The organism is Halomonas sp. MMSF_3323 (genome assembly GCF_030733595.1).
GTDB lineage: Bacteria > Pseudomonadota > Gammaproteobacteria > Pseudomonadales > Halomonadaceae > Halomonas > Halomonas litopenaei.
The window spans coordinates 13,266-34,638 of the sequence record NZ_JASHIT010000013.1 but is presented as its reverse complement, the minus strand read 5'-3'; the positions used below and the strand labels follow the sequence as shown (position 1 = coordinate 34,638).

Here is a 21,373-nt window from a genome sequence, read left to right as displayed (position 1 = left end):
GTCGGGTCCCAAGGGGGCTCATGGCGGGACACCCAGTCCGGTTCAGGTTCGATGTCTTCAAGGTAGTGCGCGCCAAGTGTTGCGAGAGACGTCGGTCGCGCAGACGGTCCTGGTCGGGTTGCTGGGGTGGCTAATCTGGCCACCCCTGGCCAATCTTGCACCAGATGTATTCTGGTCAATAGGAGGGCGTATGCCGGCCAATCATGCTCGAAACGTGGCGCTCACGCCTGAACTAGATGGTTTTATCGACGAACTTGTGGCCTCTGGGGATTACGCCAATGCCAGCGAAGTGCTACGAGCGGGGTTGCGTGCAGTCAAGGAACGTCGTGAGATTGCGCTCATCGGCTCTCGAATAGGTGTCGCGCTTGAGCAGCTTGATCGTGGAGAAGGTGTAACCGGTGATCCACGAAAAGTTCTGGGTAGTGTTCTCGAGGCTGCTCGAACTGGCGATGCTTCTTGACGTGATTGATTTATGCGCCGGCGGCACTTGCAAGCCTGAAAGATATTCTTCGTTGGACCCTATCGGAATTCGGCGAGGCGAGAGCCGAGCGGTATACGGCACAACTTGTTCACCGCCTTGAATCCCTGGCGGCGGGACATCCGCCCCATCCCAGGCCATGCTCGACACTATCGAGCACTGTTGGCCATGAATCTCACCTTCGCTACTTCCGTGAAGGTCGACACTATCTGATCTTGCGCGAGACGGACGAGACACTCGAACTTGTCGAAGTCTTCCACGAACGGATGAATGTGGACGCATGGCTACGTGCCTTGTCTCGGTGATGTTTTCATATCGACTCCCATTTGCCTTCCGAGCAGACACCCCCGTGTGTCGCTGAAAGGTGGCTGCGCTCGGAACACTTGTACTCGCCGCTGCCGTCATGCTGAGCCCTGCAAGTGAAGCGTCTCGATATAGGGCGCCCCTTTCTGGTGCCGGCCGTGGCGGGGTGCACCGCTGGTTGGCGCTGTGATGGTGCAGAAGCAGGGGGCGGGGGAGCGAAGTGCACCACATGTGGTGCAACGGTGCGCCCCGGTGGCGCGAGATGCTCTCTTGTGGCGCAAGGCGGGGTGGGTAAGCCCCCGTCTAGGCCGACGTAATGTCGGAATTGATAAATGTTTTATATGGCTGGCATGGGACTTGCTTGAAGTGGTGATGGAGGTCGACGTCGCAAGACGTCAGGCCTGAGCGATACAGCGGTTTTACCTGAACCGCCTGGCTCCCTCTCGACGATGGTCCATCACAACGACAAGGCAACCCCTGGAGGTTTCCCATGCCCACCGCTTCGATGTCTTCTACGCAGGTTTGTGCCCACCGTTCCAAAGCGCTTTCGACAGAGACGCTTTCCCGCAAGGCGCTGGCCAGCCTGGCCGTGTCCACGCTGTCGCTGGCCATCGCCGCACCGGCGCTGGCCCAGGAGGACCCGATCAAGGTCGGTATCCTGCACTCCCTGTCCGGCACCATGGCGATCAGCGAATCGACCCTGAAAGACACCATGCTGATGCTGATCGAGCAGCAGAACGAAGCGGGTGGCCTGCTCGGCCGCGAGCTCGAGCCGGTGGTGGTGGACCCGGCTTCCAACTGGCCGCTGTTTGCCGAGAAGGCCCGCGAGCTGCTGGCGCAGGAAGAGGTCGACGTGATCTTCGGCAACTGGACCTCGGTATCGCGCAAGTCGGTACTGCCGGTGGTCGAGGAGCTCAATGGCCTGCTGTTCTATCCGGTGCAGTATGAAGGCGAGGAGTCCTCCGAGAACGTCTTCTACACCGGCGCTGCGCCCAACCAGCAGGCGATTCCGGCGGTGGACTACCTCATGAACGAGGTCGGTGTTGAGCGCTGGGTGCTGGCCGGTACCGACTATGTCTATCCGCGCACGACCAACAAGATCCTCGAAGCCTACCTGAAGTCCCAGGGCGTGGCCGACGAGGACATCATGGTCAACTACACCCCCTTCGGTCATTCCGACTGGCAGAACATCGTCTCCGAGATCAAGCAGTTCGGTGGTGCCGGCAAGAAGACGGCGGTGGTCTCCACCATCAATGGTGACGCCAACGTGCCCTTCTACCGGGAGCTGGCCAACCAGGGCGTCGAGGCCTCGGACATCCCGGTGGTGGCCTTCTCGGTGGGCGAGCAGGAGCTGTCCGGTCTCGACACCGCGCCGCTGGTCGGCCACCTGGCGGCCTGGAACTACTTCATGAGCGTGGATGAAGACGTCAACTACGACTTCATCGACGCCTGGTACGACTACACCGGCGACGACAACGCCGTCACTAACGACCCCATGGAAGCCCACTATATCGGCTTCAACATGTGGGCCGAGGCGGTGCGCAAGGCCGAGACCACCGATGTAGATGCGGTCAAGGAAGCGATCATCGGTGTGTCGGTGCCCAATCTCACCGGTGGCTACGCCACCATGATGCCCAACCACCACATCACCAAGCCGGTGCTGATCGGCGAGATCCAGGACAACGGCCAGTTCTCGGTGGTGTGGCAGACCCCGTCCACCGTGGCCGGCGACGCCTGGTCCGACTATCTGGAAGGCTCCCGCGATCTGATCAGCGACTGGCGTGCTCCGCTTGAGTGCGGCAACTACAACGTGGTGCAGGGTAGCTGCGGTGGTGGCTCAGACGTCGCCTCCAGCGAATAGAACATAACGACAAGGGGCCGGTGTGCACGGCGCACCGGCCCGGATCACGCCAACCCTGCCCGTGGTGCCGTCGGCACCCGGGTGTCTCAAGGGACCTCACCATGAATTTAATTGCAGGTCGTCACTGGCTGAGCGCGCTGGTGCTGCTTTGCCTCGTCGCCCTGGGGCTGGGCCAGGCTTGGGCTCAGGACGCCGGCGCTTCCGAGGCCGCTTCTTCCGACCAGGGGCCAGCGCTGTTGTCGGCGCTGGCCGAGTCCAGCTTCCGCGACAAGGAAGCGGCCATCGACGCCATCGCCGAGAGCGGTGACGAGCGCGCCCGGCGCTGGCTCGAGAGCTTTGCCGAGGGCAAGCTCGCCCGCGTCAAGGACAGCGGCGCTATCGTCGTGGTACTGGAAAATCGCGGTCGCAACTGGCCCGTGGCCGACGCCCTGACGCTGGAGCCGGCCGGCGAAATATCGCGCCGCGAGCTCGACCGCGTCTCCATCAACAACAGTCTCAGGGGCTATCTGGACAGCACCCTGGCGCTGATCGACCTGCGTGTCGACGACCCTGCCCAGCGGCTGGCGGCGGCGCGGGATCTGCTGGGCGAGGTCGAGGCCGACGCCGTCGAGTCGCTGAGCGAGCTGGCCGCCGCCGAGAGCGACCCCGAGGTGGCCGCGACCCTGGAGCAGGCCATCGCCATCGCACGGGTCGAACAGGGGGACGTGGCGGCGGTCGAGGCGCTGTCCGGTAGCCTCAATGGCCAGGCCAGGGCCGCGCTGATGCAGGCCAGCCGCAGCGACGATGTAGCGCTGGCGGAAGCTGCCCAGGCGGCGCTGGCCGAAAGCGAGCAGGCGCTCAAGCTCAACCGCGCCGCCGAGACGCTCTACTTCGGTCTGTCGCTGGGCTCGGTGCTGGTACTGGCGGCGATCGGCCTGGCTATCACCTTCGGCGTCATGGGGGTGATCAACATGGCCCACGGCGAGCTGATCATGCTGGGGGCCTACACCACCTGGGCGATGCAGCAGCTGTTGCCGGGGCAGCCGGGGCTTGCGCTGCTGCTGGCGATTCCGGCGGGCTTTCTGGTGGCGGCGCTGGTGGGTGTGGCCATCGAGCGAGGCGTCATCCAGTTCCTCAAGGGGCGTCCGCTGGAAACCCTGCTGGCGACCTTCGGCGTCAGCCTGATCCTGCAGCAGCTGGTGCGCACCCTGATCTCACCGCTCAACCGTACCGTGGTGACGCCCGAGTGGATGAGCGGCTCGCTGGTGATCAACGAGGCGCTGTCGCTGACCCTCAATCGCCTCTATGTGCTGGGCTTCGCCATCCTGGTGTTTGCCGCCCTGATGCTGGTGATGCGCCGCACCCGGCTGGGGCTGGAGGTACGCGCGGTGACGCAGAATCGTGCCATGGCACGCTCCATGGGCATTCGCGCGACCCGCGTCGACATCCTGACCTTCGCGCTGGGGTCGGGGGTGGCTGGCCTTGCGGGGGTGGCGCTGTCACAGCTCACCAACGTCGGTCCCAACCTCGGCCAGAACTACATCATCGATTCCTTCATGGTGGTGGTGTTCGGCGGGGTCGGCAATCTGTGGGGCACCCTGGTGGCGGGGCTCTCGCTGGGGGTGATCAATCAGGTGCTGGAGCCCTGGGCCGGGGCGGTACTGGCCAAGATCCTGGTGCTGGTGTTCATCATTCTGTTCATTCAAAAGCGCCCGAGGGGACTCTTTCCCCAGAAGGGCCGCGCGGCGGAGGGCTGAGCGATGCCATCATCCCGACTATGGCTGGCTCGCCCGTTCGGCGAGCGGTCGACCCTGATCTTCCTGGCGGTGCTCGGTGCCACCATGGCGCTGGTGGTGGCGGCAAATCTGCTGCTGGCGCCGGAGCACCCGCTGCACGTCTCCACTTATACCGTTACCTTACTGGGCAAGTACCTGTGCTATGCGCTGCTGGCGGTGGCGGTGGATCTGGTCTGGGGTTACCTGGGGATTCTCAGCCTGGGCCATGGCGCTTTCTTCGCCCTCGGCGGCTACGCGATGGGCATGTACCTGATGCGCCAGATCGGCGACCGCGGTGTCTACGGCGATCCGCTGCTGCCGGACTTCATGGTATTCCTCGACTGGGACAGCCTGCCCTGGTACTGGCTTGGCTTCGACATGGCCGGTTTTGCCTTTGTGATGGTGCTGCTGGCGCCGGGCCTGCTGGCGCTGGTGTTCGGCTTCCTGGCGTTCCGTTCGCGGGTCACCGGGGTCTACCTGTCGATCATCACCCAGGCGCTGACCTTTGCGCTGATGCTGGCGTTCTTCCGCAACGAGATGGGCTTTGGCGGCAACAACGGCCTGACCGACTTCAAGGAACTGCTGGGCTTCGACCTGTCCGCCGACGCCACACGACTGGGGCTGTTTATCGCATCCGGCGTAGCGCTGGCGCTGGGTTTCCTGCTGTGTCGAGCCATCGTGGTCAGCAAGCTTGGGCGGGTCTGCGTGGCGGTGCGCGACGCCGAGTCCCGCACCCGCTTTCTCGGCTACCGGGTGGAGCGCTATCAGCTTTTCGTGTTCGTCGTCTCGGCCATGCTGGCCGGGGTCGCCGGCGCCCTCTATGTGCCCCAGGTGGGCATCATCAACCCCAGCGAGTTCTCGCCGCTGTTCTCCATCGAGGTGGTGGTGTGGGTGGCGCTGGGTGGCCGTGCCACCCTCTATGGCGCGGTGATCGGTGCGCTGGCGGTGAACTACGCCAAGAGCGTGTTCACCGGGGTGATGCCGGAGGCCTGGTTGTTCGCGCTCGGTGCGCTGTTCGTGCTGGTGACGGTGCTGCTGCCCCAGGGCATCGCCGGGCTTTTGTCACGCTCTCGCCAGCAAGGCAGCGACGATGACAGTGACACGCAAACCGACACGCCAACCGACACGCTGGATGCAACCCCCAGGGAGGCCACCTCATGAGCTTTCTTCAGAGCCTGGCCGATCGCGATCGGGTCTTCGACTTCCTGGTCCCGGAACAATCGCCGGTCGACGTACGCCACGGCCCGATCCTCTATCTCGAGGACGTGTCGGTGAGCTTCGACGGCTTCAAGGCCATCAATGATCTCAACCTGACCATCGACGACGGCGAACTGCGCTGCATCATCGGCCCCAACGGGGCCGGCAAGACCACCATGATGGACATCATCACCGGCAAGACGCGCCCGGATCAGGGCAGCGTGTGGTTCGGCAGCCGCCACAACCTGTTGACCAAGAACGAGCCGGAGATCGCCCGGCTCGGCATCGGACGCAAGTTCCAGAAGCCCACGGTGTTCGAGGCGCTGACGGTGTTCGAGAACCTCGAGCTGGCGATGGCCATGGACAAGAGTCTGTGGCCGACCCTCAAGGCGCGCATGACCGGGGAGGTGCTGGCGCGAATCGAGGAGGTGCTCGAGACGGTGGGCCTGGCGTCGCTCAGTCGCCGCCAGGCGGGCATCCTGTCCCACGGACAGAAGCAGTGGCTCGAGATCGGCATGCTGTTGATGCAGCGCCCTCGACTGTTGCTGGTCGACGAGCCGGTGGCGGGGATGACCGAGCAGGAGATGGAGCGTACCGCAGAGCTGTTGTTGAGCCTCGCCGGCAAGCACTCGGTGGTGGTGGTGGAGCACGACATGGGCTTTGTGCGTTCGATCGCCCGCACGGTGACGGTGCTGCATCAGGGTTCGGTACTGGCCGAGGGCAGTATGGACAAGGTGGCAAGCGACCCCAGGGTGATCGAGGTCTACCTGGGTGGCGACGAGGAGGCGGCATGATCGGACTGGAGCGGGTACCTCAGCAGTCTTCGGTAAGAGCGCTGTACTGGGCGGACGGCGCATCCCGCGGCAGGCTGGCCACGCTGTGGGCGAAGGTCTGCGGCCGGTGGGCGCGAGAGACAGGCAAGGAGGTGGATCGATGCTGAGCATTCGCGGGCTCAATCAGTTCTATGGCGAGAGCCATACCCTGTGGGATCTCGATCTCGACGTGCCCAGGGCGGCCTGTACCTGTGTGCTGGGTCGTAATGGCGTCGGCAAGACCACCCTGATGAAGGCGATCATGGGCGAGGTGCCGATCACCGGCGGTGAGCTTCACTACGCCGACGGTGTCGCGCTGGAGAAGCGTCGCCTCGAGGATCGCTCACGCCTGGGCGTGGGCTATGTGCCCCAGGGACGCCAGATCTTTCCGCTGATGACGGTGGAGGAGAACCTGCGCACTGGCCTTGCCGCCCGTGGTGATGGCCTGCGCCAGGTGCCCGAACGGATCTATGAGCTGTTCCCGGTACTCAAGGAGATGCGTCACCGGCGTGGCGGCGATCTGTCCGGCGGTCAGCAGCAGCAGCTGGCGATCGGGCGCGCCCTGGTGATCGAGCCGAAGCTGTTGATCCTCGACGAGCCGGGGGAGGGCATCCAGCCCAATATCGTCGCCCAGATCGGCGAAGTCATCCGTCGGTTGATCGCCGATGATGGGCTGACCGTGCTGCTGGTGGAGCAGAAACTGCCCTTTGCCCGTCGCTTCGCCGACCACTTCGCCATCCTCGATCGCGGGCGGAGAGTCGCCGTCGGTGATATCGGTGAGCTCGACGACGCCGTGGTGAAGCACTACCTGACCGTCTGAGCGGTAGCGCGTCAATCAGGATGAATCGCTGCACATCAATGGTGCGCAATCGTAAGGTTGCGCACTTTTTTTGTGCGCGACCAAAGGCGTGCTTTTCTCTGGTGCAATCCTTGGTTGTTCTATAAGAAATTGAAAATTAAGTAGAAAAATAGAGATTCGAGAAGCTGGTACGGGGCTTGCACCTTGATTGGGCAATGGTGGTGGCCTTTTTTACTTTCGCTTGCCACGCCGACTCGACGGACCGCCCGGGAGAGCCATGAGCGCGCAGACAACACAGGATTCGACCGATCGGCACGGCCATCGCTTCGACGCGGGACGGCGCTGGGAGGCCAGCCTCGATCTCGGCTTTCGCCATGATGGCCAGGCCACTCGCCTCTATCGGGTGGATCATCGCGGCCCCCTGCGGGTGCAGCGTCCCTTCTACCCCGAAGGCCGCGACGGCACCTGCCACGTCTATCTGCTGCATCCCCCGGGGGGGCTGGTCAGCGGCGATATCCTGGATATCCAGGCGCGGGTGGGCGCGGGCGCGCGGGCGCTGCTGACCACACCGGCGGCCAACAAGCTGTATCGGGCCGACCGCAACGCCGTGGCCTGGTCCCAGCGCACTCATCTGGTGGTCGAGGAGGGCGGGCTGATCGAGTGGTTGCCCCAGGAAACCATCGCCTTCGACGGCTCGCGAGGGGTGCAGGCCACCGAGATCGAGCTTTCCGGCAGCGCCCGCTGCCTGGGCTGGGAGGTGCTGGCGCTGGGCCGGCCGGCCAGTGATCTGCCGTTTGCCAGCGGCCACCTCGAACAGCGCTTCCGGTTATCCCGGGACGGACGACCACTGTGGATCGAGCGCCAGCCCCTCGACCCTGACCATCGTCGTTTTCACGGCGCCTGGGGGCAGCGAGGGTGCAGCGTCCAGGCAACCCTGTGGGCGGTCGGGCTCGAAGACGAGTCCGCGGCGATCGAACGTCTGCGCCAAGGGTTGGGGCAGGGAGGGAATGACCTTGCCGGCAGTCCCGGCGCTGGTGAAGCCGAGCGCTGGGCCGTCACCGTACGTGATGGCGTCCTGCTGCTGCGCTACCTCGGTCACTCGCGGCGCGAGGCCTGGTCGCTGTGCGAGGCGGCCTGGACGTTGCTGCGTCCGATGCTGATGGATCGCGAGGCCTGTGTGCCACGCATCTGGTTTACCTGAATGTCATGCCGGGCGGGACAGGCGACCCCTGGCCACCCTGACCAACATCGAGGATGAAAGGATGGAGCTGACACCGCGTGACAAGGACAAGCTCTTGCTGTTTACCGCTGGCCTGGTGGCCGAGCGGCGACGCGCCAAGGGGCTCAAGCTGAACTATCCCGAGGCGGTGGCCTTGATCAGCTGCGAGATCATGGAGGGTGCCCGGGAAGGCCTGAGTGTGGCCGAGATGATGAGCCGAGGGCGCCAGATACTGGGGCGTGACGAGGTGATGGAAGGGGTGGCGGAAATGGTCGACGAGGTGCAGGTCGAGGCCACCTTTCCCGACGGCACCAAGCTGGTAACGGTGCACAACCCGATCTCGTGACGCTGCCAGGCCCCGGCTTGATCCGGGGGCGACGCGACAGGCTCATACGCTGATACCAATAGGGAGGGCGCGGGATGATCCCCGGAGAATACCAACTGAAGGACGGTGACATCGCCCTGTGCGAGGGTCGCGACAGGGTCACGCTGGAGGTGGCCAATCGCGGAGATCGACCGATTCAGGTCGGATCCCACTATCACTTCGCCGAGACCAACCCGGCACTGGCGTTCGATCGCGACAGGGCGCGGGGCTTTCGTCTGGACGTGGCCGCCGGCAGCGCGGTGCGCTTCGAGCCGGGGCAGAGCCGTGAGGTCACCCTGGTGAGCTTCGCCGGACGTCGTCATATCTACGGCTTTCGCGGTGAAGTCATGGGCGCGCTGGACGATGCCGGTGCACCCAGCGGCGACAGCGGCCAGGAGGACGCCCGATGAAGATCAGTCGTCAGGCTTATGCCGACATCTATGGCCCCACCGTCGGAGACCGGGTGCGCCTGGGAGACACCGAGCTGTGGATCGAGGTAGAGAAGGACGCCACCCACTACGGCGACGAGGTCAAGTTTGGTGGTGGCAAGGTCATTCGTGACGGTATGGGGCAGAGCCAGCGTCTCGACCAGACGGTGATGGACACCGTCATCACCAATGCCCTGATCCTTGACTGGTGGGGCATCGTCAAGGCCGACGTGGGCCTTCAGGCGGGTCGCATCGCCGCCATCGGCAAGGCCGGCAATCCAGACACCCAGCCGGACGTCACCATCGTGATCGGACCCGGCACCGAGGTCATCGCCGGCGAGGGCAAGATCCTCACCGCCGGCGCCATCGACGCCCACGTGCACTTCATCTGTCCGCAGCTGGTGGACGAGGCCCTGGCCAGCGGCATCACCACCATGCTGGGGGGCGGTACCGGGCCTGCCACCGGATCGAACGCCACCACCTGCACGCCGGGGGCCTGGCACATCCATCAGATGCTCAAGGCCTGCGACAGCCTGCCGATGAACATCGGTCTGCTCGGCAAGGGCAACGCCAGCCTGCCTGAGGCGCTGGAGGCCCAGATCGAAGCGGGCGCCATGGGGCTCAAGCTGCACGAGGACTGGGGTACCACCCCGGCCTCCATCGATACCTGCCTGAGCGTGGCCGAGCGCTACGACGTTCAGATCGCGATCCACACCGACACCCTCAACGAGTCCGGTTTCGTCGAGGACACCCTGGCGGCGTTCAAGCAGCGTGGCATCCATACCTACCATACCGAAGGCGCCGGGGGCGGCCACGCACCGGACATCATCACCGCCTGCTCGAAGGACTATGTGCTGCCGTCGTCGACCAACCCGACCCGGCCCTACACGGTGAACACCGTCGACGAGCACCTGGACATGCTGATGGTGTGTCATCACCTCGACCCCAATATTCCCGAGGACGTGGCTTTCGCCGATTCGCGCATTCGCCGCGAGACCATCGCCGCCGAGGACATCCTGCATGACCTCGGCGTCATCTCGATGATCGCCTCGGATTCCCAGGCCATGGGACGCGTCGGTGAGGTGGTGTGCAGGACCTGGCAGACCGCTCACAAGATGAAGGTGCAGCGTGGTTTACTGCCGGAAGATCAAGAACGTGGCGCCGACAACCTGCGTGCCCGCCGCTATGTGGCCAAGTACACCATCAACCCCGCCATCACCCACGGCCTGGCCGATGAGATCGGTTCAGTCGAGGTGGGCAAGCTTGCCGATCTGGTGCTGTGGGATCCGGCCTTCTTCGGCGTCAAGCCGGCGCTGGTGCTCAAGGGGGGAATGATCGCCATGGCCCCCATGGGCGACCCCAATGCCTCTATCCCGACACCCCAGCCGGTGCACTACCGTCCGATGTTCGGGGCGCTGGGCCAGGCCGCCGCGGCGACCCGGGTGAGCTTTGTCTCTCAGGCCGCGCTGGATGCGGGGCTCAAGGATCGGCTGGGGCTTCAAAGCCGCCTGGTGGCTTGCCGGGATGTGCGTGCGGTGCGCAAGGGCGACATGAAGCTCAATGACCGTTGCCCGGATCTCAAGGTCGACGCCCAGACCTACGAGGTCACCTGCGATGGCGAGCTTCTGACCTGTGAACCGCTGGACGTGCTGCCGTTGGCCCAGCGCTATCACCTTTTTTGAGTCAGCGATGATGACGGTTTTCGACAGTGCCGCTGACAGTACCAAGGAGTCATCCATGAGTTCGCTATTGTCGCTGACCCGCCGGCTCGGGCCGTTGCCCGTCGGCGATGGGCAAGACGGCGTCCAGGACACCCTGACCCTGAGCTACGACGATCGCATCAAGGGGCGCCTGCGGGTGACCCTGGACAGCGGGCGTGCGGCGGGTCTGTTTCTCGAACGCGGTCCGGTGCTGCGCCACGGCGACGGTCTTCAGGCCGAGGACGGCAGCCGCGTCCGGGTCATCGCTGCGCCGGAACCGGTGGTGACCGCCTGGGTAGCGCCGGGGCCGGACGCCGGCCTTGCGTTGGCTCGGTTGTGCTACCACCTGGGCAACCGCCACGTGACCCTCGGTATCGGCGAGGGCGAGTACCAGGGTGACGCCTGCTGCTACGTGCGCTTTGCGCCGGACCATGTGCTGGAAGAGCTGGCCGAGCGGCTTGGTGCGCGGCTCGAGCACCACCAGGCGCCGTTTGATCCCGAGCCGGGCGCCTACACCATGGGTGGGCATTCGCATGGTCATTCGCACAGCGATTCTCATGACCATGACCATGACCATGGGCACGGGCATTCGCACGGGCATGGCCATTCACACGGCTCGCCACATGGCTCTTCACATGGCTCCTCACATGGCTCCTCACACAGCCACGCTCAGGGGATCACCTGATGGCCGGGATCGAGTCTGCGTCACAGGCGCACGATGATCTGGCCCTGCTGGGGCTGCTGCAGCTGGTCAGCCCGGCGTTGCCGATCGGCGCCTTCGCCTGGTCCCAGGGGCTCGAGAGCGCCTTCGAACTGGGCTGGGTTCACGATGAAAAGAGTCTTGGCGACTGGCTCGAGGGCGTGCTGGAGGATGGCCTGGCGGTGGCGGAACTGCCTGCCCTGGCGCGACTCGTCGAGGCCTGGCAGCAGGGCGACGAGGATAGGGTGGCGCATTGGGACTGCTGGCTGGGGGCGGTACGCGAGACCCGAGAGCTGCGCGAGGAGGATCGCCAGCTGGGCGCGTCGCTGGTGCGCCTGATGCGCAGCCTGGGGCTGGCGCCCGAAGCCGGGTTGCCTGACGAGCCTGGCTATGTGACCGCCTTCAGCGCCCTGGCGGTAGCCCGCGGGTTGCCGCCGCGCCAGGCCATGCTGGGCTTTGCCTGGGCCTGGCTCGAGAACCAGCTGGCGGCAGCCTGCAAGGCGCTGCCGCTCGGGCATACCGCGGCCCAGCGACTGGTCGAGCGGCTGCGTCCGGCTCTGGTCGAGGCGGTGGGGCGTGCCCTGATCATCGACGATGACGACATGGGGCCGGCGCTGCCGGGGCTCGCCCTGGCCAGCGGCCTGCACGAAACCCAGTACTCGCGGCTGTTTCGCAGCTGAGCGAGTGACAACGATGCCATCGATACCGGGGTATCGACGGCGCCATTCTCCGGTCTTCGACACGTCGGGGAATGGCCTTACATGACAGGCAGGAGAACACCATGACCACTTCAACCACTCCCTCCCAGTGCCTGCGCGTCGGCGTGGGCGGCCCGGTGGGCTCGGGCAAGACGGCGCTGCTCAAGCAGCTGTGTCGGGCCCTGCGTGATCACTACGATATCGCCGTGGTGACCAACGACATCTACACCAAGGAAGACGCCGACTTCCTGACCCGCAACGAGGCGCTGTCGCCGGATCGCATCCTCGGCGTCGAAACCGGCGGCTGTCCGCACACCGCGATCCGCGAGGACGCCTCGATGAACCTGGCGGCCATCGACGAGCTGCACCGCCGCCATCCTGGGCTCGAACTGGTGCTGGTGGAGTCCGGCGGCGACAACCTGTCGGCCACCTTCAGTCCTGAGCTGTCGGACCTGACGCTCTACGTCATCGACGTCTCCGCGGGTGACAAGATCCCGCGCAAGGGCGGGCCGGGCATCACCAAGTCGGATCTGTTGATCATCAACAAGATCGACATTGCCGAGCAGGTGCATGCTTCGCTGGAGGTGATGGACCGTGACTCGCGCAAGATGCGTGGCGAACGTCCTTTCGTCTTCACCAATCTGTATGACGGCGTCGGTCTCGACACCATCATCGGTTTCATTCTCGAGCGGGGCATGTTGCCCGACCGGCGAGCCGAGGCAGTGGAAGCCTGAATCGCCCGTTACCACGCAGCCGAAGCGTTGCGTTCTCAGTCAACAAGGAGTCTGTCATGACACAGCGTTCTCGTGTTTCTTCCCGTTCCCTGGCGATCGCCGGCGCCATGGCCGCTGGCCTTGTCGCACCGCTGGCGCTGGCGCACCCCGGCCACGGCGTCGAGCATGGCGGCCTTGCCGCCGGCCTGATGCATCCCTGGTTGGGGCTCGATCACCTGCTGGCGATGGCGGCTATTGGCCTGTGGAGTCTGGGGCAGGGGGCAGCCATGCGACGCTTTACCCCGCTGATGGCACTGGCTGGCATGCTGGCCGGGGCTGGTCTGGCGCTGTCCGGCGCGCTTCCCGCCGGCGCCTTGCCCGGTGTGGAAGGGGGAATTGCCCTGTCGGTGCTGATCGCCGGGGTCATGGTGGCGGCGCTGATGCGTCTGCCGGCAGCGCTTGGCGGAGGCCTGGTGATCGCCCTGATGACGATGCATGGCATCGCCCACGGCGCCGAGATGCCCGCAGCCGCCTCACTCGTCGCCTACGTGGTGGGCTTTTCGGCCTCGACGCTTGCCATCACCATGCTGGCGCGGGTGCTGGGTGGCTGGCTGGCCAGCCGCGAACAGCGCCTGGTGCGTGCCCTCGGCGCCGCCATCGCGGTCTGCGGTGGGGTGCTGGCGCTGAGCTGAGCGATCTCCCCCTGACCGTCGATGGTCTCTCGCGCCCGGCCCTGTGCCGGGCGCGAGCGTTTGAGGCTGCTGCATCGCCCTGCCTGCGACGGCGGAGACGGGTACGTGTTTGGGTGAAACGTTTTGGGCTATGCTCGTGCGCCACGGATGAATTCGCCAAGAGGACGCTATGGCCAGGCTGGGACGCACGATCAAATGGAGCGGGGCAGTACTGCTGGTCGCCTGGGCGGGGATGGGGCTGTGGCAGAGTATCAAGCCACTTCCGGAAAACGTCGGCAAGGCCTGGCCCGAGCGGCCAGTGGGCGAGGTCGAATTTCTCGCCGATCGAACCTGGTATGACGAGGGTGGCCGCCGTCATCTTGATCAGCACATCTTTGACGAAGCGGTCACCATGATCGAGGGTGCCCGCCGGCTGATCGTCGTCGACATGTTCCTGTTCAATCGCCTCGAAGGCAGCGGCGGGGGCGAGTTTCTGCCCTTGGCCGAACGCCTTGCCGATGCGCTGATCGCCGCCCGCCAACGCCAGCCGTCGCCGCGAGTGGTGGTGATCACCGACCCCCTGAATACTCTCTATGGAGGCCAGCGGGTGCCACTCTATCAGCGGCTCGAGGCGGCGGGGGTCGAGCTTGCCATCACCCGTCTCGATCGCCTGCGCGCCTCCAACCCGCTGTGGTCAGGCCTTTGGCATCTGGGACTGGATCGGCTTGGCAACGATCCGGACGGCGGCTGGCTGCCCAATGCCTTCGGTGGCGAGCCGGTGACCCTGAGAAGCTACCTGGCGCTGCTCAATTTTCGCGCCAATCATCGCAAGACGCTGACGGTGGATCACGCCGAAGGGTGGTCGACACTGATCACCTCGGCCAATCCCCACGACGGCAGTAGCCTGCACTCCAACGTGGCGCTGAGGATCGACGGCCCCGTGGCCCATGACGTCATCGCCTCCGAGGCCGAGGTGGCGTCCTGGTCCGGCGTCGAGGTATCGCAGCCGCCAGCGCCCGAGGCCGAGACATCGGATGGCGCGATGGCGCAACTGCTGACCGAAGCCGCCATCCGTGACGCCGTGCTTGCTCAGGTCGATGACACCGTCGCCGGCGATCGACTGGATGTCGCCGCTTTCTACGTCGCCCACCGCGGGGTGGTCCAGGCGCTGAAGGAGGCCAGCGGGCGAGGGGTGGCGGTTCGGGCGCTGCTCGACCCCAATCGTGAGGCCTTCGGTTTTGAAAAGGGAGGCCTGCCCAACCAGCCGGTGGCCGAAGAGCTGCTGGACGCGGGCGTTCAGGTGCGCTGGTGTGTCACCGACGGTGAGCAGTGCCACAGCAAGGTGGTGTTGGTGAGAAGGGGCTCGGCGAAGGACGAGCTGGCGGACGCCGTGATTCTGGGCTCGGCCAACCTGACCCGACGCAATCTCGACGACTTCAATCTTGAAAGCAGCGTCTTGCTAAAAGGGCGAGGGGTCGCCGCCATCGACGAAATCGGCGCCTGGTTCGACCAGCGCTGGGACTCGAGCGACGGACGTCGAACCAGCCGAGCCTGGGCGCCGCGGGACGAGGCTGGCTGGTTCGATGGCTGGCGCTATCGATTGATGGAGGCCAGCGGCCTGTCCACCTTCTGACCTCGCTGGTGGGCTGCGCAGGACGGTGGAGATACCGACGCGGGACCACGATGTGCCTCGACCGGCCAGCTTGACAGTCCGCCACCCCGCGACCATGTTTCACACGCTGGCCGACGCTCGCTTTGACACAATTTCGAGCTCGGCCTGGCGACATCGCAACGCCCGTGTCGGGCACAAGGAGAGTCTTCGATGGAAAAGTTCTGGTTGGTGGTAAAGGTCGTGATTCTGGCGCTGATCGCCATCCTGGTGGTGCAGAACATCGAGATGGTGCAAGTGAAACTGCTCGGCTGGACCATTGCCATGCCGATGGCCCTGCTGGTGGTGGTGATCTACCTGCTGGGCATGATCAGCGGTCGCGGCCTGATGGGGCTGATTCGTCGCCTGCAGGGCAAGGAGCCGCAGCGCCGCTGAGGGCATCGACCCGCGAGCGCTTTCGAGGGTCCTGGTGCCAGGGCAGGCCGAGGCGGCAGTTGTGCTCGAGCTCTGCGATGACCTGGGCGCCCAGCAGCAGGATCACGGCGCCGATCTCGAGGCTCAGAAGTACCACGATCAGGGTCGCCAGGGGGCCGTAGACCGCGCTTACCAGTGACAGGTTGGCGAAGTAGTAGACCAGGGCGATCCTGACCCCTTCCCACATCAGGGCGGCGGCAAAGCCCCCGGCCAAGGCGCGCCTCAGGGAAATGCGTACCACCGGCAGGACCTTGTAGATGGCGCTGAACAGCAGGAAGACGCCGACGAAGCTGGTCAGGTTGAGGGCCGGCTCCGACAGCGAGGCCATGGGCAGCTCACGGCCGTATAGCGCCATCCACAGTCCATTGAGGGTGCTGGCCAGGCTGACCGCCATGGCCAGCGCCAGCAGCGCCGCACTCAGCACCAGCATGAAGGCGTAGGGCAACAGGAAGGACACCCAGAGGCTGCGGGTGTCCTTGACGTCGGGCTTTCTGAAGATCAGCGCCAGGGCGTCTTCCAGCATGCGAAAGGCGAAGGAGCTGAAGATCAGCAGCACAGGGATGCCGTAGATGCCGATCGCGTCGCGGGAGTCCAGCAGTGCGCGCACCGACTCCAGCATCACCTCGGCGTGGGTAGGGGCGATGTGGCGTGCCTGCATGGCGATCACATTGAGCAGCTGCTGCTCGTCAACGACCTGAGCCATCGCCACCACCATCAGTGCGAACAGCGGAATGGTGGACAGCAGAATATTGAAGCCGACCCCGCCCGCCAGCAGCATTCCCCGATTGTGCAGAAAGTGGGTCAGCACCCGCCACATGAAGAAGGCGAGCCGTGGCAGCAGAGTAAAGACGGCGTGTTGGTACCAGCGCGGTGCTGTCATGGGCCCGAATCGTCCTTGAGGGATAGGGCATGATACGCTGGGAGCCAGTGTCAGCGTCAAACCCTTGCCCAACCAGATGGTCTAAGGGCGGGGGTACGCCGGGAGGAACGAGTGGCATCTGCAGACCAGGAATCCCGCACCGAATCCGACGCCAGGCTGATCTACGATGGACAGTGTCCATTGTGTCGGAGCTTCGTGTCGCGCTACGGACTGTCCAAGGGACGGCTGGAACTTGTTGATGCGCGCCATCACCCCGAAGAGGTCCGGCGTCTGGAGCGTCTGGGCTGTCGCCTGGACGAGGGTATGGTGCTGGAGCTCGGCGACGAGCGCTACCATGGTGATCAGGCGGTACGTATGGCGGCAGTGGCCGGGCGAGGTCGAGGTCCGCTGTCGCGTGGGATGCTGTGGTGGCTGTCGTCGAGACGGCGAGCACGCCTCAGCTATCCGCTGCTCAAGGCCGTTCGTCGTGTCATGCTCAAGGGGCTCGGCGTCGGTCCGATCAGGCCTTGAAGTGTGTCGCTCTCACCGGATGGGGCCGCCGACGGCCTGGCGTTGAGCATCAACATTGAGCATCGGTAACGGGCATCAGCACTGGGTATCAGCACCGGGCATCGGCACCGACCAGCGATACTGGCCACCAACGCCGTTCATCTACCGTTATTTATCACAAGCCACCAGGAGGGAGGCAAGATGCAACTAAGTCGACGTCTGTCGGTCCCTCATAGCGAGATCGCCATGAGTGCGATTCGTGCCCAGGGAGCCGGCGGCCAGAACGTCAACAAGGTCGCCTCGGCGATTCATCTGCGCTTTGATATTCAGGCATCGTCGTTGCCTGACGACGTCAAGGAGCGCCTTTTGGCGCTCAATGATCATCGCATCACCCAGGACGGAGTGGTGATCATCAAGGCCCAGTCGGAACGCACCCAGGAGGCCAACCGCGCAGCGGCACTGGCGAGGCTGAAATCGCTGTTGCAGCAGGGACTGGTGATTCCCAAGGCGCGTCGCGCCACCCGGCCCAGCAAGGCGGCCAAGCGGCGTCGCCTCGAAGGCAAGAAGCAGCGGGGCAAGCTCAAGTCGCTACGCGGCAAGCCGGAGACGTAGCGCATCGAACAGTCGCTGCATCCTGAACGCTTGTGAGGGCGGCTTTCCGCAGACTCCTGCGCTTCGCTAATGGGGCTCGACGCTCTGCGGAAAACATGCTCGGATAGGGTACACGGCAATTTTCTAATGCTCGCTAGCGCGTATTTTTGATGGAGCACACCCCTGACGCGCCCGCAGTCAGGCAGTATGCTGTGATCACTTTGGTCCTCGAACCTCAGGACCCGTCCCACCCCAAGGGAGACCCCCGAATGGAAGAGATCAATCCCGACAAGGACAACAACACCGAGAAGGATGGCAACACCTCCGAGGCGACCCAGTCTTCAGCCTCCGGCAAGGATGCCAAGGAGCTGTTCAAGGACAACCGCGTCAAGGGCCTGGCGGCGGTGGCCGGCGTCAGCCTGATCTGGGCCATCGGTGCCCAGCTCAGCGCCAGTTCCAACGGCGAGGCACGCACTGCCCTGACCAAGGAACTCGATGCCAGCGAGTCACGCGTCGAGACCCTGCGCGAGCAGGTGTCCGGGCTGGAAGAGAGCCAGGCTACCCTGGAAGCCCAGCGTGCCGAGCTCGAGAGCCAGGTATCCCAGTGGGAAGAGGCCGAGACCTCGCTTGAGGAAATGCGTGCCCAGCTCGAAACCCTGAAGGCCGAGGAGGCCGAAGCGCGTACCGCCCAGGCGGCAGCCGAAGAGCAGGCCGCCCAGGTACAGGCCGATCTGAAGGAACTCGAATCCACCCAGGCATCCTTGCAGTCCGACCTGGTGGCGGCGCGCAATCGTCTGGAAGAGGCGCAGAACGAACAGCAGCAGCTGGTGGAGCGTCGTGATTCGCTCAAGTCCGAGGCTGAGTCCTTGACCGGTGAGGTCGATGACGCCGAGAAGCGCCTGAGTGATCTGGAAAGCTCCATCGAAGAGAAGCAGAGCGCCGTCGGTTCACTCGAGGAAGAAGTGGCGAGCCTCGAGAGCCAGCAGCAGGAGGCGCAGACGCAGGCCGAGCAGGCCCAGGCCCGCCTCGAGCAGACGCTGGCCAGCACCGCCGAGCAACGCGAGCAGGCCGAGGCGCGTGTTCGCCAGGCCGAGTCCCGTGCCGAGGAAGCGGTCGCCCGCCGCGATGAGCTGCAGGCCAGGATCGATGAACTCGAGGCCCGTGCCGACGAGCGTCGCCAGCGTCTGGCTCGTCTCAACAATCAACTCGACACCTGGCGCATCGAGCTCGAGAACCTCGATCGTGCCACCGCCGAGCTCTCTGACGGCGCATCCTCCGGTCAAGGCAGCGACAGCGAGGGTAGTGCCGATGAGCAGGCCTCGTCCCAGGGCGAAAGCAGCAGCGGCTCCGTCGAGGTCATCAGCTCCGGGGGTGGCGACCAGAGCAATGGCGACCAGAGTGGTGGCGGCGAAAACAGCGGCGACCAGAGCAGTGATGGCATGAGCCAGGCCGATATCGCCGTTCAGTCGGCGAAGCGGTCGGCGGCAGAGGAACAGTCGTCGCAGGAGCAGGACTCTTCTCAGTCCTCGGGCAACAGCGCGGCCTCGGCCAGCGAGCAGGGCTCCAACGAGAGCGCCGCCGAGGACGAGGACGTGGCCTCGTCCGAGTCCATGGAGAAGACCCCGGGTGGCAGCGAGGGTGATCAGGCTTCTGCCGACGCCTCCCAGAGCGGGGAAGGTTCCTCCGCCGACGCTTCCCAGGCGGATGCGGCCAGCGAAGAGGGCTCCGCCGATGCGGCCGCCGAGGGCGAGGAATCGTCTACCCAGTGGACCGATGAGGTAGCCTCCGGTGCCGCCGAGGCCGTCGAGACGGTCAAGGACGTGGCCCGTCAGGCTGCCGAGAAGGTGCGCGATGCGGCAGCCTCGGTCACCGACGACGCCAGCACCGAAAGCACCAACTGAGCGTCAGCGAGACGGTTGCCGGCGGTGACGTCGGCAAGGTTGCGGGAAGCAACAGCGGCGGGCCTTCGGGCCCGCCGCTGCGTTTGGCGGTCCCGCTTCGCTTAACCTCGCGCCGCCTGGGCCCTATACTGGCCCGGCGGATTAACCGCGCCCATCTGGAAACAGGAGCGAGACGTGATCGAAGGGGTCAAGCATATCGTTGCCGTGGCATCGGGCAAGGGTGGTGTCGGCAAGTCGACGGTGACCGTGAATCTGGCGCTGGCCATGGCCGCCGAAGGCTATCGCGTCGGCGTTCTCGACGCCGATATCTACGGGCCCAGCCAGGCGCAGATGCTGGGAGTCGGCGAAGGCGTGCGCCCCCAGGCGAGCGGCGAGAACCAGTTCCTGCCGCTGGAGGCCCACGGCATCCAGGCCATGTCCATGGCGTTCATGGTCGACGTTCGCGAGCCCATGGTGTGGCGTGGCCCGATGGTGGCGGGGGCCTTCCAGCAGATGCTTAACCAGACACGCTGGAGCGACCTGGACTATCTGTTCGTGGACATGCCGCCGGGCACCGGTGACATCCAGCTCACCCTGGCCCAGAAGGTACCGGTGGACGGCGCGGTGATCGTCACCACGCCCCAGGACATCGCCTTGCTGGACGCGCGCAAGGGCATCGAGATGTTCCGCAAGGTCAAGGTCCCGGTACTGGGCGTGGTCGAGAACATGAGCCTGCATACCTGTTCGAAGTGCGGCCACAGTGAGCCGGTCTTCGGCGAGGGGGGCGGAGAGCGCATCGCTGCGGAGTACGATACCCGGGTGCTGGGGCGCCTGCCGCTGTCGATGGGCATTCGTGAGCAGGTGGACGGTGGACGTCCCAGCGTGGTCGCCGAGCCCGACGGCGAAGTGGCGACGACCTTCCGGACCATGGCGCGTCAGGTGGCCGAGCAGATCGACGGTGACGGTGGCGACCAGGGGCCGAGCATCAGCTTCAGCGAGTAAGGGCCAGCGGAGGATGACGCCTGGCGGCGTCGCCGGCTGATCCTCATCAAGCGCCTGTCAGGCGCCTATCACCTTTGCATCGTGACGTGGCAGCGAGGGGCCGCTATCATGTGGCCCCACCGAACGCGTCCACTCTTCGAGCACCCAGCAGGAAGTCCCATGAGCATCAAGTCCGACAAATGGATCCGCCGCATGGCCGAGAACGAAGGCATGATCGAGCCCTTCGAGGCCGATCAGGTTCGCTACGTCAACGACCGGCGGGTCATCTCCTATGGGACCTCGAGCTACGGCTATGACGTACGCTGCGCCGACGAGTTCAAGGTGTTCACCAACATTCACTCGGCGGTGGTCGATCCCAAGGCCTTCGACGAGAAGAGTTTTGTCGACATCAAGGGCGATGTCTGCGTGATTCCGCCCAACTCCTTCGCGCTGGCGCGGACCGTCGAGTACTTCCGCATCCCGCGCAGCGTGCTGACCATCTGCCTGGGCAAGTCCACCTATGCGCGTTGCGGCATCATCGTCAACGTGACGCCGCTGGAGCCGGAGTGGGAAGGTCACGTGACCCTCGAGTTTTCCAACACCACCAATCTGCCGGCCAAGATCTACGCCAACGAGGGCGTAGCACAGATGCTGTTTCTGGAGTCCGACGAGATCTGTGACACTTCCTACGCCGATCGTGGCGGCAAGTACATGGGCCAGCGTGGAGTGACTCTGCCGCGCACCTGAGTGCGAAGAGGCGAGGGCTTACCGC

The 21,373-nt window shown here is 65.0% G+C and carries 23 protein-coding genes; 22 read left to right on the top strand and 1 reads right to left on the bottom strand.

Translation table 11 applies throughout. The features are described 5' to 3' along the window. Positions 1-190 precede the first annotated feature (190 nt). From RBB39_RS08585 to RBB39_RS08510, 17 genes are all read left to right on the top strand, one after another. Entirely contained in the window at positions 191-460 is a 270-nt protein-coding gene (locus tag RBB39_RS08585; RefSeq protein WP_124804871.1) for a type II toxin-antitoxin system ParD family antitoxin, read from the top strand. 5 nt (positions 461-465) lie between these two features. Further along, positions 466-783: a type II toxin-antitoxin system RelE/ParE family toxin gene (locus tag RBB39_RS22755; protein ID WP_108133073.1), complete on the top strand. Its 318-nt coding sequence runs from the start codon at positions 466-468 to the stop codon at positions 781-783. 503 nt (positions 784-1,286) lie between these two features. Next, positions 1,287-2,642, top strand: coding sequence for an urea ABC transporter substrate-binding protein (gene urtA / locus RBB39_RS08580; protein WP_124804896.1), 1,356 nt, complete (start codon positions 1,287-1,289; stop codon positions 2,640-2,642). A 101-nt stretch (positions 2,643-2,743) separates the two neighbouring features. Further along, entirely contained in the window at positions 2,744-4,378 is a 1,635-nt protein-coding gene (gene urtB, locus RBB39_RS08575; RefSeq protein ID WP_045992501.1) for an urea ABC transporter permease subunit UrtB, read from the top strand. Positions 4,379-4,381: 3 nt separating this feature from the next. Continuing rightward, positions 4,382-5,557 (top strand): urea ABC transporter permease subunit UrtC, encoded by a 1,176-nt coding sequence (gene urtC / locus RBB39_RS08570; RefSeq protein WP_045992500.1) that lies wholly within the window; start codon positions 4,382-4,384, stop codon positions 5,555-5,557. Next, positions 5,554-6,387: an urea ABC transporter ATP-binding protein UrtD gene (gene urtD / locus RBB39_RS08565; protein WP_045992499.1), complete on the top strand. Its 834-nt coding sequence runs from the start codon at positions 5,554-5,556 to the stop codon at positions 6,385-6,387. Before urtC ends, urtD begins: the two co-directional genes overlap by 4 nt. Positions 6,388-6,526: 139 nt before the next feature. Beyond that, entirely contained in the window at positions 6,527-7,225 is a 699-nt protein-coding gene (gene urtE, locus RBB39_RS08560; RefSeq protein ID WP_253029515.1) for an urea ABC transporter ATP-binding subunit UrtE, read from the top strand. Positions 7,226-7,481: 256 nt separating this feature from the next. Continuing rightward, entirely contained in the window at positions 7,482-8,405 is a 924-nt protein-coding gene (locus RBB39_RS08555; protein WP_253029516.1) for an urease accessory protein UreD, read from the top strand. Positions 8,406-8,466: 61 nt separating this feature from the next. Then, positions 8,467-8,769: an urease subunit gamma gene (gene ureA, locus RBB39_RS08550; protein WP_045992496.1), complete on the top strand. Its 303-nt coding sequence runs from the start codon at positions 8,467-8,469 to the stop codon at positions 8,767-8,769. 74 nt (positions 8,770-8,843) lie between these two features. Then, positions 8,844-9,197 (top strand): urease subunit beta, encoded by a 354-nt coding sequence (locus RBB39_RS08545; protein WP_045992495.1) that lies wholly within the window; start codon positions 8,844-8,846, stop codon positions 9,195-9,197. Further along, positions 9,194-10,897, top strand: a complete 1,704-nt coding sequence (gene ureC, locus RBB39_RS08540) for an urease subunit alpha (RefSeq protein ID WP_045992494.1) — start codon at positions 9,194-9,196, stop codon at positions 10,895-10,897. Before RBB39_RS08545 ends, ureC begins: the two co-directional genes overlap by 4 nt. Before the next feature lie 55 nt (positions 10,898-10,952). Further along, on the top strand, positions 10,953-11,600 hold the full coding sequence (ureE, locus tag RBB39_RS08535; RefSeq protein ID WP_108448797.1) for an urease accessory protein UreE: 648 nt from the start codon (positions 10,953-10,955) through the stop codon (positions 11,598-11,600). Continuing rightward, a complete protein-coding gene (locus RBB39_RS08530) occupies positions 11,600-12,295 on the top strand; it encodes an urease accessory protein UreF (protein WP_108448796.1) in 696 nt (231 codons plus the stop codon). The genes ureE and RBB39_RS08530 overlap by 1 nt, the downstream gene beginning before the upstream one ends. Positions 12,296-12,396: 101 nt before the next feature. Continuing rightward, positions 12,397-13,047, top strand: coding sequence for an urease accessory protein UreG (ureG, locus tag RBB39_RS08525; RefSeq protein WP_045992492.1), 651 nt, complete (start codon positions 12,397-12,399; stop codon positions 13,045-13,047). A 56-nt stretch (positions 13,048-13,103) separates the two neighbouring features. Further along, positions 13,104-13,718, top strand: a complete 615-nt coding sequence (locus RBB39_RS08520; RefSeq protein WP_108133082.1) for a HupE/UreJ family protein — start codon at positions 13,104-13,106, stop codon at positions 13,716-13,718. Between the two features lie 169 nt (positions 13,719-13,887). Further along, positions 13,888-15,330: a phospholipase D-like domain-containing protein gene (locus tag RBB39_RS08515; RefSeq protein ID WP_253028697.1), complete on the top strand. Its 1,443-nt coding sequence runs from the start codon at positions 13,888-13,890 to the stop codon at positions 15,328-15,330. A gap of 189 nt (positions 15,331-15,519) precedes the next feature. After that, entirely contained in the window at positions 15,520-15,741 is a 222-nt protein-coding gene (locus tag RBB39_RS08510) for a DUF1049 domain-containing protein (protein WP_045992490.1), read from the top strand. Here the strand turns inward: RBB39_RS08510 and RBB39_RS08505 are convergent. After that, positions 15,677-16,660: a YihY/virulence factor BrkB family protein gene (locus RBB39_RS08505; protein WP_083970369.1), complete on the bottom strand. Its 984-nt coding sequence runs from the start codon at positions 16,658-16,660 to the stop codon at positions 15,677-15,679. The genes RBB39_RS08510 and RBB39_RS08505 overlap by 65 nt on opposite strands. Before the next feature lie 111 nt (positions 16,661-16,771). Between RBB39_RS08505 and RBB39_RS08500 the strand changes: the two genes are divergently transcribed. The 5 genes from RBB39_RS08500 to dcd all read left to right on the top strand — a co-directional run bounded on the left by RBB39_RS08500 (position 16,772) and on the right by dcd (position 21,348). Next, positions 16,772-17,170, top strand: a complete 399-nt coding sequence (locus tag RBB39_RS08500; protein ID WP_124804867.1) for a DCC1-like thiol-disulfide oxidoreductase family protein — start codon at positions 16,772-16,774, stop codon at positions 17,168-17,170. Between the two features lie 180 nt (positions 17,171-17,350). After that, positions 17,351-17,761 (top strand): alternative ribosome rescue aminoacyl-tRNA hydrolase ArfB, encoded by a 411-nt coding sequence (arfB, locus tag RBB39_RS08495; RefSeq protein ID WP_045992488.1) that lies wholly within the window; start codon positions 17,351-17,353, stop codon positions 17,759-17,761. Positions 17,762-18,009: 248 nt separating this feature from the next. Continuing rightward, positions 18,010-19,641: a hypothetical protein gene (locus tag RBB39_RS08490; RefSeq protein WP_253028696.1), complete on the top strand. Its 1,632-nt coding sequence runs from the start codon at positions 18,010-18,012 to the stop codon at positions 19,639-19,641. Positions 19,642-19,818: 177 nt separating this feature from the next. Beyond that, positions 19,819-20,622 (top strand): iron-sulfur cluster carrier protein ApbC, encoded by an 804-nt coding sequence (gene apbC, locus RBB39_RS08485; RefSeq protein ID WP_204248941.1) that lies wholly within the window; start codon positions 19,819-19,821, stop codon positions 20,620-20,622. A gap of 159 nt (positions 20,623-20,781) precedes the next feature. Next, the gene (gene dcd / locus RBB39_RS08480; protein WP_045992486.1) at positions 20,782-21,348 is read left to right on the top strand and encodes a dCTP deaminase; all 567 of its coding nucleotides are present in this window, start codon (positions 20,782-20,784) and stop codon (positions 21,346-21,348) included. Positions 21,349-21,373: the final 25 nt, after the last annotated feature.